General features: G+C 53.2%; 13 protein-coding genes and 1 tRNA gene. 8 read left to right on the top strand and 6 right to left on the bottom strand.

The genetic code is table 11. From position 1 onward, the window contains the following. Positions 1 to 29: 29 nt before the first annotated feature. Positions 30 to 797, top strand: coding sequence for a hypothetical protein (locus ACT53D_RS08710; RefSeq protein ID WP_275356353.1), 768 nt, complete (start codon positions 30 to 32; stop codon positions 795 to 797). Between the two features lie 21 nt (positions 798 to 818). Then, entirely contained in the window at positions 819 to 1493 is a 675-nt protein-coding gene (radC, locus tag ACT53D_RS08705; RefSeq protein WP_338655367.1) for a RadC family protein, read from the top strand. Between the two features lie 24 nt (positions 1494 to 1517). On the opposite strand, the gene ACT53D_RS08700 is transcribed toward radC, so the two are convergent. Beyond that, positions 1518 to 1593: transfer RNA gene (locus ACT53D_RS08700), tRNA-Val, on the bottom strand. Positions 1594 to 1740: 147 nt separating this feature from the next. After that, on the bottom strand, positions 1741 to 1941 hold the full coding sequence (locus tag ACT53D_RS08695; RefSeq protein ID WP_228518840.1) for an ANTAR domain-containing protein: 201 nt from the start codon (positions 1939 to 1941) through the stop codon (positions 1741 to 1743). Positions 1942 to 2227: 286 nt separating this feature from the next. Here ACT53D_RS08695 and ACT53D_RS08690 point away from each other — a divergent pair, with 286 nt between their 5' ends. The 6 genes from ACT53D_RS08690 (at position 2228) to ACT53D_RS08665 (ending at position 8163) form a co-directional block, all read left to right on the top strand. Continuing rightward, on the top strand, positions 2228 to 4282 hold the full coding sequence (locus tag ACT53D_RS08690; RefSeq protein WP_476155734.1) for a carbon starvation CstA family protein: 2055 nt from the start codon (positions 2228 to 2230) through the stop codon (positions 4280 to 4282). 12 nt (positions 4283 to 4294) lie between these two features. After that, complete coding sequence (locus ACT53D_RS08685; protein ID WP_275356349.1) at positions 4295 to 4483, top strand: YbdD/YjiX family protein; 189 nt, start codon at positions 4295 to 4297, stop codon at positions 4481 to 4483. Beyond that, a complete protein-coding gene (locus ACT53D_RS08680) occupies positions 4456 to 4740 on the top strand; it encodes a TIGR03643 family protein (protein ID WP_476155732.1) in 285 nt (94 codons plus the stop codon). Before ACT53D_RS08685 ends, ACT53D_RS08680 begins: the two co-directional genes overlap by 28 nt. Before the next feature lie 103 nt (positions 4741 to 4843). Beyond that, on the top strand, positions 4844 to 6700 hold the full coding sequence (gene ilvD, locus ACT53D_RS08675; RefSeq protein ID WP_476155730.1) for a dihydroxy-acid dehydratase: 1857 nt from the start codon (positions 4844 to 4846) through the stop codon (positions 6698 to 6700). Further along, the gene (locus ACT53D_RS08670; RefSeq protein ID WP_194748705.1) at positions 6700 to 7635 is read left to right on the top strand and encodes a D-hexose-6-phosphate mutarotase; all 936 of its coding nucleotides are present in this window, start codon (positions 6700 to 6702) and stop codon (positions 7633 to 7635) included. The genes ilvD and ACT53D_RS08670 overlap by 1 nt, the downstream gene beginning before the upstream one ends. A gap of 204 nt (positions 7636 to 7839) precedes the next feature. Continuing rightward, positions 7840 to 8163 (top strand): c-type cytochrome, encoded by a 324-nt coding sequence (locus tag ACT53D_RS08665; protein ID WP_194748704.1) that lies wholly within the window; start codon positions 7840 to 7842, stop codon positions 8161 to 8163. Positions 8164 to 8238: 75 nt separating this feature from the next. On the opposite strand, the gene ACT53D_RS08660 is transcribed toward ACT53D_RS08665, so the two are convergent. The 4 genes from ACT53D_RS08660 to purD all read right to left on the bottom strand — a co-directional run bounded on the left by ACT53D_RS08660 (position 8239) and on the right by purD (position 13197). Beyond that, positions 8239 to 9633 carry an amino acid permease gene (locus ACT53D_RS08660; RefSeq protein WP_275356348.1) on the bottom strand — a complete coding sequence of 465 codons (1395 nt, stop codon included), beginning with the start codon at positions 9631 to 9633 and terminating at the stop codon, positions 8239 to 8241. Positions 9634 to 9701: 68 nt separating this feature from the next. Continuing rightward, positions 9702 to 11006 carry a M18 family aminopeptidase gene (locus tag ACT53D_RS08655; protein WP_476155728.1) on the bottom strand — a complete coding sequence of 435 codons (1305 nt, stop codon included), beginning with the start codon at positions 11004 to 11006 and terminating at the stop codon, positions 9702 to 9704. A gap of 1 nt (position 11007) precedes the next feature. Then, the gene (hemF, locus tag ACT53D_RS08650; RefSeq protein WP_476155726.1) at positions 11008 to 11922 is read right to left on the bottom strand and encodes an oxygen-dependent coproporphyrinogen oxidase; all 915 of its coding nucleotides are present in this window, start codon (positions 11920 to 11922) and stop codon (positions 11008 to 11010) included. Between the two features lie 6 nt (positions 11923 to 11928). Then, on the bottom strand, positions 11929 to 13197 hold the full coding sequence (gene purD / locus ACT53D_RS08645) for a phosphoribosylamine--glycine ligase (protein WP_476155724.1): 1269 nt from the start codon (positions 13195 to 13197) through the stop codon (positions 11929 to 11931). Between the last annotated feature and the right edge of the window lie 97 nt (positions 13198 to 13294).

Raw genomic sequence — 13294 nt, 5'->3', positions numbered from 1 at the left:
AACATCTATCCATCCTTTGGGTGGCAGGAATGATAAAGACAGTCCGAATTTTCTTTTGGGTAGTAGTGGTGAGTGCGGCTTTATTGCAGCTTTGGCAAGAGTACGAAGTCCTGCAATGGCGGCATCCGCTCAAGGTGGCTTTATATCCGGTCAATGCCGATGGCTCTGCGACTTCAGCCGCGTATATTGCCAGTTTGCGGGCTGAGGATTTTGAACAGTTGGCGGCCTTTTTCTCGCGGGAGGCTGCCAAGTATCAATTGCCCTTGAGGCGGCCGATCACGTTTTATCTGGGCCCGGAAATTCATCAGGTGCCGCCTGCGCCACCCGCAGTGAGTGCGCCGTTGCATGAGATTATTTTGTGGAGTCTGCAATTCCGCTGGTTTGGCTGGCGGCATCAGCCGGAGGTTGGTGTTCCGCTAGACATCAAGTTGTATTTGCTCTATCACGATCCGGCCCGGCAGCGCCATTTACGGCACTCCACCGCCTTGCACAAAGGCCGCATCGGCCGTGTCAATTTGTTTGCCGAAAATAGCCAGCATTCTGTGAATGCTGTCATTGTGGCGCATGAGCTGCTGCATACCCTGAGTGCCACAGATAAATACGACCTCAACACCCATCAGCCCCAGTTTCCGCAAGGATACGCAGAGCCCTATGCACAGCCGCTGTATCCGCAATCCATGGCCGAGCTGATGGCGGGCCAAATCCCTCAATCTGCGCAAACCTCGCGCATGGCAAAAAGTTTGGATGAAGTGGTGATTGGCCGACCGACAGCACGTGAGATCGGTTGGCTGCATTAGGCGATAAAGGAGGGGGGCAACATGGCAATTACAGATTGGCCGGAGCAGGAGCGGCCACGCGAAAAATTGCTGCGTACCGGCGCAGTTTCATTATCGGACGCAGAATTATTGGCCATTTTCTTGCGTGTTGGGGTGGCTGGTAAAACCGCTGTGGATTTGGCGAGAGAGTTGTTGCAACATTTTCATAGCCTGAATGGCGTGTTTTCAGCAGATCTTAAACAGATGTCACGGGTGTCTGGCATGGGGGTGAGTAAATATTGCCAGTTGCAGGCGGTGCTGGAAATGAGCAAGCGGGCCTTGGGCGAAACCTTGCAGCAAAATGACAGTTTTCGCTCGCCACGCCAGGTGAAGGATTATTTGCAGTTACAACTGTCGGCCTTGCAGCGCGAAGTGTTTGGTATTTTGTTTTTAGATGCGCAAAATCGGCTGATCGCCTATGAAACCTTATTCGAAGGCAGTTTGATGCAAACCAATGTTTATCCGCGTGAGGTGGTTAAACGCGCGCTGGCGCTCAATGCGGCCGCGGTGATCCTGAGCCATAATCATCCCGGTGGGGTCGCCAGTCCGAGTCGAGCCGATGAGCAATTAACCCACAGTTTGAAAGAAGCGTTGATGCTGGTGGATGTGAAAGTGCTGGATCACATTATCGTCGCCAAGCAAGAGACGTTTTCTTTTAGCGAACAGGGGATGATTTGAAGCTGATCTGCTGAAGGCTGGGAGTGGTGGGTGCTAACGGGGTCGAACCGCTGACATTCGCCTTGTAAGGGCGACGCTCTACCAACTGAGCTAAGCACCCGTGCCTTGCAACGAAGCGCGCATTATACCGAAACTCTTTTTTAGTGCAAGCAGTTGCCCGGAATAAATGTGAAAGACTGCAGATGTTGACGCGGCTGATGGATCACCCGAAACCGTCAAGGACGATTCAGGCGCAAGGATGGTGGCTTTAGGTGGTGAGTCGTTTGGTGATGTTAACTAACTGTAGCGAAATATCGGCGATGCCGGTTTTACGCTTAAAAGCCATTTCAGCCAGGAGTGAATAAGCCTGGTCTTCGCTGAGATCGCGCTGATGCATGAGAATGTCACGCGCGCTATCCACCAACTTCTGGTCTTCAAGACTCAGAATGTCGCGTGGAACGGGAGGCATGCCAGAAGCCATAACAGAATTGGGTGGTCTCATTGATCGTTTAATCTGATTATTACTGCTAGAGTTTTAGCAAACTGTATGCCAGCTGGATAAGCTTTGATAACAATATGATTCTAATCAGGAAACAGGCGGGACCTTTCTTTTTTCATGGCGGCGCTGTTCTAACTAGTCTGCACCACCGCAGTGCAGTTGCACCAGTTCGCTAGGAGGAGTGGGCCTGTGTAGAGTTTTGCGCAGATGAGCGCTTTTTGTTACAGTGCAGAGATTAAAAAAGGGAAGAAATGGCATGTTAAAAGGGTTGTTGGGGCAGGTGTTTTGGGGATTGCTGGCGCTCTTGGGGGCTACCGCTTTTGCACAAATTGCCTGGTGGCGTGGAGAAACATTGAATGCACTGTGGCTGATCACGGCGGCAGTGTGTGTTTACCTGATTGCCTATCGTTTTTATGCGGCCTGGATTGCGGTCAAAGTGCTGAGTATTGATGCCACCCGGGCCACGCCGGCCGAGCGGTTGAATAATGGCCGCGATTATGTGCCCACGCATCGCTGGGTGGTCTTCGGTCATCACTTTGCGGCCATTGCCGGGCCAGGTCCTTTGGTTGGGCCTACCCTGGCTGCACAATTCGGATTTTTGCCAGGCACCTTATGGATACTGATCGGGGCTGTGCTGGGCGGCGCAGTGCAGGATATGGTCACGCTGTTTTTATCTACCCGCCGCGATGGCCGCAGTCTGGGGCAAATGGCGCGAGATGAAATCGGCGCTATTGGTGGAACCGCCGCCATGATTGCAACGTTGGTCATCATGATTATTTTGATCGCAGTGCTGGGTCTGGTCGTGGTCAACGCCATGAAACACAGCCCCTGGGGCACGTCGACGGTTGCCGCGACCATTCCTATTGCCATGGTCGTCGGTGTCTATATGCGTTATCTGCGTCCGGGCCGTGTGCTTGAGGCGTCGTTGTTGGGCGTCGCTTTGCTGCTTGGTTCAGTGGTGTTGGGTGGCTGGGTTGATCATCATCCGACCCTGGCGGCGCTGTTTGACCATGAAGGCTTGCCATTGGCGTTTAGCGTGATTGCCTATGGCTTTGCCGCGGCTGTGTTGCCGGTGTGGTTGTTGCTGGCCCCCCGCGATTATTTATCGACTTATATGAAGCTGGGCACGGTCATGATGCTGGCTGTGGCGATTTTATGGTTACGGCCCGAGATACACATGCCCGCGATCACACCGTTTATTGATGGTACGGGACCGATTTTTGGCGGCAAGTTGTTTCCGTTTGTGTTTATTACGATTGCCTGCGGCGCGATTTCTGGCTTTCATGCCTTGATTGCCAGCGGTACCACGCCCAAGCTGATTTCCAGTGAGGGCGATATCCGCATGATCGGTTATGGCGCCATGTTGCTCGAGAGTTTTGTTGCCATCATGGCCATGATCGCGGCAACGGTGTTGGAGCCTGGCGTCTATTTTGCGATTAACAGCCCGGCAGGCGTGGTCGGTAAAGAGGCGCTGGATGCTGTGAATACCATCAGCAGTTGGGGCTATCCAGTCACGGTGGAACAGATGCAGCATCTGGCAAGTGCGATGGGGGAAACGACCTTGTTTGCCCGCACCGGGGGCGCACCTAGCCTGGCGGTGGGCATGGCCAGTATTCTGGGCACGGTATTCGGGGAGCATTTGCTGGCCTTGTGGTATCACTTCGCCATCATGTTTGAGGCGATCTTCATTCTCACCACGCTCGATGCAGGCACACGCGTGGGTCGCTTTATGCTGCAAGATGTGTTGGGTAACTTGCATCCCAAATTAGGGGAAACCTCCTATACGCCGTCAGTGGTGTTAACCAGCGCGTTGATCGTCTCTGGCTGGGGTTATTTCCTCTATATCGGGGTGATTGACCCGAATGGCGGGGTCAATATTTTATGGCCGCTGTTTGGGATAGCCAACCAGATGCTGGCCGCGATTGCCCTGTCGGTTGCCACCGGGATCTTGATCAAGTCTGGCCGCGCGAACAAAGCCTGGATCACTGCGTTGCCCTTGGTCTGGTTGCTGGTGGTGACCACCAGTGCGGCTTACGAGAAGATTTTTAGTCAGGATATCCGGGTCGGTTTTTTTGCGGCTGCGAATGATTTGGCGCAGAAGCTGTCTACAGGGGTATTGCCGCCAGAAAAGGCGGCTGTTGCGCCGCAACTGATTTTTAACCAGCAGTTAGATGCCTGGCTCACCTTGTTTTTTGTGACCATGCTGTGGGTGGTGGTAGTGGATATGGTCAGGATGAGTAGACGTAGCCTGGCCGGTTTGCCCGTGAGTGCAAGTCATGAAACGGCGTACGTGGCGACTAAACTGGGCTAGAGGAGGAACATCATGCGATTGCTCAAGCAAATATGGCAGCGCGTCAGACAGCTTTCTGGCGATGATGCCTATGAACGCTATCTGGCACATTATGCCGAGCATCATGCGCATTTGCCTGATGCGCCGCCTCCGCTAGGGCGGGCAGCATTTTTCAAACAATGGCAGGATCAGAAATGGACAGGCGTCAAACGGTGTTGCTGACTGAAATGGATCCAGGGGATATTTCGCGCATTATTGAGATGGCGTGGGAGGATCGTACGCCGTTTGAGGCGATTGCCAGCCAGTTTGGGCTCAGGCAGGCAGACGTGATTATCCTCATGCGGCAGCAATTAAGTTCGGCTGCATTTATTGCCTGGCGTAAACGCACGCGTGGCCAGCATACCAAGCATCAGGCGCTACGCAGCCCGGCGGTGAGCCGGCATTGCTCGTCCTATCAACACAAGCAATACCGCCCTTAGCATTTTTTATTGCGTGCCGCGAATGTAACAAAGCTGTTTCAGCCGCACATGCGGCTACGGATTCAGTTAAAATAGGATTTTAACGTCAATCCTAGTGTTTCCCATGCCTAAATACCGTTCTCACACGACTACCCAAGGTCGTAACATGGCTGGTGCCCGCGCCTTGTGGCGTGCCACTGGTATGAAAGATGAAGATTTTTCCAAGCCGATTATCGCGGTGGCTAACTCGTTTACGCAGTTCGTCCCTGGTCACGTGCATTTAAAAGATATGGGCCAACTGGTTGCCCGTGAAATTGAAAAAGCGGGTGGTGTAGCCAAGGAATTTAACACGATTGCTGTCGATGACGGTATCGCCATGGGGCATGGAGGCATGCTCTACAGCCTGCCTAGCCGTGATTTGATTGCTGACAGTGTTGAGTATATGGTGAATGCGCACTGTGCGGATGCGCTGGTGTGTATCTCCAACTGTGACAAGATCACGCCGGGCATGTTGATGGCGGCATTACGCTTGAATATCCCGGTCGTATTTGTCTCTGGTGGGCCGATGGAAGCCGGTAAAGTGAATTGGCAAGGCCAGGTACGCAAGCTGGATTTGGTTGATGCCATGGTGGAAGCCGCGGATAGTCATGTCAGTGATGAAGAGGTGGCAGAAGTAGAACGTTCTGCGTGCCCAACCTGCGGCTCCTGTTCGGGCATGTTTACCGCCAACTCGATGAACTGTCTGACTGAGGCCCTGGGCTTGAGTTTGCCAGGCAATGGTTCTACGCTCGCCACCCATGCTGCGCGCAAGCAGTTGTTCTTGCAAGCGGGGCGACTGATTGTTGAGCTGGCAAAACGCCACTACGAGCAGGATGATTACAGTGTGTTGCCACGCAATATCGCGACCATGCAAGCGTTTGAGAACGCCATGAGTCTGGATGTGGCCATGGGCGGCTCTACCAATACCGTCTTGCATTTGCTGGCGGCTGCACATGAAGCCGGTGTCGATTTCACCATGAAAGACATCGACCGCATCTCACGTCAGGTGCCGTGCGTTTCCAAAGTGGCGCCAGCAACCAGCAAATATCACATGGAAGATGTGCATCGTGCTGGCGGTGTGATGGGCATTCTGGCCGAACTGAACCGTGCCGGTGTCATCCATACGGCCGTGCCAACCGTTCATAGTGCAACCATGGACGAAGCACTGGCCAAGTGGGACATTATGACCACGCAGGATGAGGACGTGAAAAAGTTTTATCGTGCTGCGCCTGGTGGCATTTCAACCACCATCGCGTTTAGCCAGAGCATGCTGTGGCCAGAGCTGGATAATGACCGTGAAAACGGTTGTATTCGCGACAAGGCGCATGCTTACTCGCTGGATGGGGGGCTGGCCGTGCTCTATGGCAATATTGCGCAAGACGGCTGTATTGTGAAAACAGCAGGCGTGGATGACAGTATTCTTAAATTCACCGGGCGTGCCCGTGTATTTGAAAGCCAGGACTCTGCCGTGGAAGCCATTCTCAACGACAAGATTGTGGCCGGGGATGTCGTGGTGATTCGCTATGAAGGGCCGCGTGGCGGGCCGGGCATGCAAGAAATGCTTTATCCGACCTCCTACCTCAAGTCCAAAGGGTTGGGTAAAGCTTGTGCCTTGCTGACTGATGGCCGTTTCTCAGGTGGTACATCCGGCCTGAGTATTGGGCATGCCTCGCCAGAAGCTGCTGAAGGCGGTGCGATCGGCCTAGTGCAGGAAGGCGACACCATAGAAATTGATATTCCGAATCGCACCATACACCTGGCGGTGACTGATGAAGAAATGGCGCACCGCCGAGCCAATATGGAGGCCAAAGGCGCCCAGGCATGGAAACCGCTGAACCGTGAGCGTCTGGTATCGCCTGCCTTGCGCGCTTATGCCGCCATGAGCACCAGTGCCGCCAAAGGCGCCGTGCGTGATGTGACCCAGATCGAAAGGGGAAGATAATGAACGACGAATGTAGCATCCTCGCCAAAAGCATGGAAATGACCAAGCGCATGAAGTTGCATGCGCATGTCAATCAATGGCAAGACGAAAACGGTCTGCAATATCTCGAAATTGATAATCCGCTGGCGACCGGCAAGATTGCCTTGCAGGGCGCACATGTCATGCACTGGCAACCCAAGTTCCTTTCACACCCGGTTTTATGGTTGTCCAGCAATGCGCGTTATGTCAAAGGGCGTTCTATCCGTGGTGGCGTCCCCATTTGCTGGCCGTGGTTTGGCGCGCACCCTACCGACAGCACTTTGTGTCCGCATGGCTTTGCGCGCGTGATTCCCTGGCGAGTCATGGATATTGACGCGACGCCAACCGGTGCCACCCGCATCATTCTCGAAATGCAGCAAACGCCAGAAGCACAACGTCAGTTGTCCTATCCTTATGAGCTGACGCTGACCATTACTATTGGCCGCCGCTTGCGGATTGATCTGGCGACCACCAATCTGGCTGAGCATCCATTTGTGATTAGTGAAGCCTTTCACACCTATTTTAATGTCAGTGATTTATCCAATATCAAAATTACCGGCATGCAAGATTTGGTTTATCTGGATAAGCTACTCAAATACGAGCGCAACGTCGAGCACAACCCATTGAGCTTTGACGGCCACGAATATGACCGTGTTTATGTCGATCACAGCTCTGATTGTTCTATCCATGACAGCGGCTATAATCGCATCATCCATGTGTCCAAATCCGGCAGTGATACCACGGTTGTCTGGAATCCTGGTGCCGATAAGGCTGCGACCATGGGCGATATGGGCGTGGGCGAAGAGTGGCGCAAGACCATTTGTGTGGAAACAACCAACGCGCTGGATAATATGGTGGTGATTAATCCTGGCCGCAAACATGTCCTGAGCGCCGAGTATTCGATCGAGACCCTGTAACCTTGTTGTGACACGTGTCAACCATCTTGTTTCACGTGCGTTTTTAGGGTGTTGGCAAAACGCCAAACTGGTTCAAATTATCAATACGGCCTCGTATTTTAGCGGTTTTACTATTGTAGATTTTGGCTGGTCAGGTAAGATGCCACATGCACGAAAATTGCATTTCGGGGTTCTATTTATTTAGAGGATATTCAAGGAGATCGCATGAAAGTTTTATTATCCGCAATCGCAGCAGCGACCATGTTGATGGCTGGTTCTGCTCACGCTGTTGACGCTGCCGCTGCTAAAGCATTGGCACAAAAAAGCGGCTGTTTGGCTTGCCACAGTGTGGATGCTAAAGTATTGGGCCCAGCTTACAAAGATGTTGCTGCTAAATACAAAGGCGACAAAGGTGCTGAAGCTAAATTGATCGCTAAAGTTAAAGCGGGTGGTAGCGGTGTTTGGGGCAATATTCCAATGCCAGCAAACAGCCCACAAGTGAAAGACGAAGACATCAAAACCATTGTTGAATGGGTATTGTCTCTGTAATTCCAGCGTTGCTGTGAATCAAAAAAGCCGACTCAAACGTCGGCTTTTTTATTGCTGCTCGCGCGGGCTAAATGATTAGCGCAAGCGGCTGTGTCTGAGTGAGTAAACAAAATAGAACACCACGCCCACCACCGCCCACAAGCCAAAGCGATGCCAGGTTGAGGCGGGTAAAAACGACATCAGCGCACCGCAGGTGATGACACCTCCGAGTGGGATCAGCGGATTAAAAGGATTTTTGAACGGCCGCGGTAAGTCTGGATGGGTCTGACGCAAGCGGATCACGCCAATGCAGACCATAATGAAACTGGCTAGCGTCCCGATATTGACCGTTTCTGCCAATTCGCCGAGCGGGATAAAACCGGCCACGATGGAAACCACCGTTCCGCAAAGCAAGATAATTTTACTGGGTGTTTGGCGGTCAGGATTCACTGCTGAAAATACCGGGGAAATCAGGCCGTCGCGGCTCATGGCAAATAAAATACGTGTCAGGCCGTAGAGCAGCACCAGCAGCACAGTAATCAAGCCAGCCAGCACGCCAGTCGCCACCAGTGTGGATGACCAGGTATAACCCAGTTTGGTCAATGCATAAGCCACGGGTGACGAGGTATTCAGCTCGTGATAAGGAATCACACCGGTCAGCGTGCCAGAGACGATGATATAAATAATGGTACAAAATGATAGTGAAGCGATCAGCCCAATCGGTAAGTCGCGTTGTGGCAGTTTGCATTCTTCGGCCGCGGTTGACACAGCATCAAAGCCAAAATAGGCAAAAAAGACCAGCGAGGCGCCAGCCAGTACGCCAATATTTTTGCCATTGTCCAGCGTTTCAAACCAGCCAAACGGCATAAATGGCAGCCAGTTTTCGGTGTGAATATGACCCACGGACAAGGCGAGAAAAATCGCAATCGTGGACAGTTTGATAATCACCATCAGGTTATTGGCTCGCGCACTTTCCTTGACGCCGACCATGAGTAGCAGGGTCAGTACCCAGATAATGGCAAAGGCTGGCAGGTTGATGGTGCCGCCTAACACCGGTGCCTTGGTCAGGTGCGCTGGCAAGTGTAGCCCGAGGTTGCTCAAGGTGTTTACAAAGTAACCTGCCCAGCCATTGGCAACCGCTGCAGCGCCAACGCCATACTCCAGTAATAGCATCCATCCCATCATCCATGCAGCAAACTCGCCAAACGCGACATAGCTGTAACCATAGGCGCTGCCAGAGCCGCCAACTGAAGACGAGAGTTCGGCATAAGATAACGCCGCAAATCCTGCAGCGATGGCCGCAATAATAAATGAAAGGACGACGGCAGGGCCAGATTGGGTCGCGGCCGCGATACCGGTCAGGACAAAAATGCCGGTACCGATGGCGCCACCGATGCCTAGCAAGGCCAGGTCAAAGGCGGTTAAACATTTTTTCAGGCCGGTATGCGCATGTGGTTGGATAGGTTTTTTGCGCAATAATTGTTCTAGCATTGATTGTTTCTCCCCATGTCTGCCTAGGGTAAAGCAATCGTTGTACCAGCGTCAATGCTGCTGATGGATTAGCTCGCGTAATGCCGGCTGAGTGTGGCAATCATGTAGCCATGATCGAGCACACCCGCACTTTCGCGCAGGCTGTGCATGGCCCACATCGGGTTACCGACATCGACGGTGGCGATGCCTAATTGCGCTGCCATGATGGGCCCTATGGTGCTGCCGCAGCCTAAATCGGTGCGGTGCGCATATTGTTGATAGGGGACCTCCGCTTGTTCACACAAGTGGATAAAGCGCGCAGCCGTGACGGCATTGGTGCTGTAGCGCTGGTTGGCATTGGTTTTAATGACCGGGCCCCGGTTGACTTGCACATGGTGACACGGTTCATAGCTGCCGGCATGATTGGGGTGAAAGGCATGTGCCATATCGGCACTGATAAAAAAACTGTTGGCAAAGCTGCGCAGTTTGTCTTCTGGCGTGAGATGAGTGCTATGACAAATCCGCTCAATCACATCCAGAAAAAAGCTGCCACCCGCCCCCGTGGCGCTTTCAGAGCCCACCTCTTCGTGGTCAAACAGTGCACAAATAGAGGTCGCCTGCGGCGTTTCGGTGCCTAACAGGGCTTCCAACGCGGCATGGCACGAAGCCAGGTTGTCCAGTTGGCTGTTGGCAATGAATTCTTGTTCCATGCCCCAGAAACTGCCGCGCTGGGTGTCATAAAACGTGAGGTCCCAGCCAGCAATGACGTCTGCGGGCACGGCCAGTTTGCCGGCGAGTGTATCAATCAGCAATTGTTTGGCTTCGGAGCTGTTGGCTGCGTGACCAAAAATCAGGGGCAGACCGGTTTGCTTGTTGAGTACCAGGCCTTTTTCATTCACTTCGCGGTTCATGTGTATGGCCAGATTGGGCAGGCGCGCCATCGGCTGCTCCAATTTGACCAGGCGCGTTTGCAGGCCCTCAGGGGTGCGGAGCACCACACGACCGGCCAGACTCAAGTCGCGGTCGGTAAAAGTCGCCAGAATGGGGCCGCCATAGACTTCTACCCCTAGTTGCGCCAGACCTTCTGTGCTGTAAGCTGCATGCGGTTTCAGGCGCAGGCCGGGTGAGTCGGTATGCGCGCCGACAATGCGCAGACCGCTGTCGGCAAGGGCTTGTTGACCAAGTACAAAGGCAATGATGGAGCCGCCATCACGCACTACGAAATATTTACCCCCTGCCTTGAATTGCCAAGGTTCGTTTTCACGCAGGTTTTTAAAGCCATGCGCCTTGAGTCGGCTTGCGACCGTGTCTACCGCGTGCCAAGGGCTGGGGCTTTGATCAATAAAATCCAGCAGGGCTTGCGCGTGTTGTCTGGCTTCTACTGAAACTTGCATATTAAACCCAGTCCTTTTCAATCAAAAAGTCAGTATACAGTTTGGCCTCTGCGCTACGGGCTTCAGGTTTCCAGTCATAGCGCCATTTAACGATGGGTGGCATAGAGAGCAAGATGGACTCTGTACGGCCATTGGACTGTAACCCAAAGATCGTGCCGCGATCAAAAATCAGGTTGAACTCGACATAACGGCCTCTGCGATAAGCCTGGAAATCGCGTTCGCGTTCGCCATAAGGCGTCTCTTTACGCCGTTGCACAATAGGCAAGTAGGCGTTGATAAAGGCATCACCCACTGCACGTTGCAAGGCAAAGCTTTTTTCAAAGCCCAATTCACTAAAGTCATCAAAAAAGACACCGCCGATTCCGCGCGGCTCCTTGCGATGCTTGAGGAAAAAGTAAGCATCACAGTCTTTTTTGAATTTTGGGTAGTAATCGGCACCAAAGGCAGCCAGCGCTTCTTTATTAACGCGGTGAAAGTGGATGCAATCGTCTTCAAAGCCATAGTAAGGCGTCAGATCCATGCCGCCGCCAAACCACCAGATATCCTCTTCACCCGCCTGTTGCGCCCGGGCGACAAAAAAACGCACATTCATGTGTACGGTCGGCACATAGGGGTTGTGCGGGTGAAACACCAGGGAGACGCCCATGGCCTCCCAGGGGCGGCCCGCTGCTTCGGGGTGCGCGATGCTGGCCGCAGGCGGCAGCTTGTTGCCGAGCACATGTGAAAAGCCAACCCCAGCCCGCTCAAACACGTTGCCGCCTTCGAGCAGGCAAGAGTTTCCGCCCCCACCTTCAGGGCGCTGCCAGCTATCCTGCAAAAAGGTTTTGCCATCGACGAGTTCAATGGCTTCGACAATACGGGCCTGCAAGCCTTGCAGGTAATCAAAGACGGCCTGGGGTTGGATCTGGTTTGTCATGACAGCTTAGTTTTTGATGGCGCGATAACCGATATCTTTACGGTACTGAGCACCGTCGAACTGGATTTGTTCCAGTACTTTATAAGCTTGCTGTTGCGCAAACTTGACCGTTTCGCCCAAGGCCGTCACACACAAGACGCGACCGCCACTGGTGACTACCTTGCCGTCCTTGAGGGTGGTGCCAGCGTGGAACACATGACCATCCTGTACGTCTTTTGGCAAGCCATGAATTTCATCGCCTAATCTGGGGGTCTCCGGGTAATTGGCGCTTGCCATCACCACACCCAAGGCAAAACGTCTGTCCCATTCTGCTTGTGCCTGGTCCAGCGTGCCATTGACTGCGTGTTCAGCCAGTTCGACCAGATCTGATTTCAGGCGCATCATGATGGGCTGCGTTTCGGGATCACCCATGCGGCAGTTGAACTCCAGTGTTTTCACATCGCCTGCCGGGGTAATCATCAACCCGGCGTATAGAAAGCCGGTATACGGGATGCCATCTTTGGCCATGCCTTCAACGGTAGGCACAATAATCTCGCGCATGGCTTTGGCGTGGATCTCTGGCGTCACCACTGGCGCAGGCGAGTAAGCGCCCATGCCGCCGGTGTTGGGGCCTTGGTCGGCATCAAGCAGGCGTTTGTGGTCCTGGCTGGTGGCGAGTGGCAAGATGTTTTTGCCATCGACCATGACCATGAAGCTGGCTTCTTCGCCAGTCAAAAATTCTTCAATGACTACGCGTGCACCGGCATCGCCAAGCTTATTGTCAGCCAGCATTGCATCGACGGCGGCATGCGCTTCTTCCAGTGTCATGGCAACCACCACGCCTTTGCCGGCCGCCAGGCCGTCCGCCTTGATAACGATGGGTGCGCCATTGGCATCAATGTAGGCATGCGCTGGTGCGACCTCGCTGAAGGTCTGGTATTTGGCGGTAGGGATGTTGTGGCGGACCATAAATGCTTTGGCAAAATCCTTGGAACTTTCCAATTGTGCCGCTGCTTTAGTCGGGCCAAAAATCTTCAGGTCAGCGGCGCGGAATGCATCGACCACGCCTTGCGATAACGGGGCTTCCGGGCCAACAATGGTCAGGGCAATCTGCTCATCTTCGGCAAATTTCACCAACTCATCGATTTTGGTTATCGGCACATTGATCATGTCAGGATTTGTCGCGGTGCCTGCATTACCGGGAGCAACATAAACGCGGCTCACTGCTTTGTTTTGTGCGGCTTTCCAGGCCAGTGCGTGCTCACGACCGCCAGAACCAATCACTAAAATTTTCATCTTTTATTACCTGATTAAGTTTGAGCCACAGAGAACTCAGAAGACACAGAGTAGCAATCAATAGCGGAATGCTTTGAAGATGTTTTTTGTGTTCTCT

The sequence above is a fragment of the Methylophilus sp. DMC16 genome, from assembly GCF_056314045.1.
Note: the sequence above shows the minus strand (reverse complement) of the source record. Positions and strands in the feature narration are given on the sequence as shown.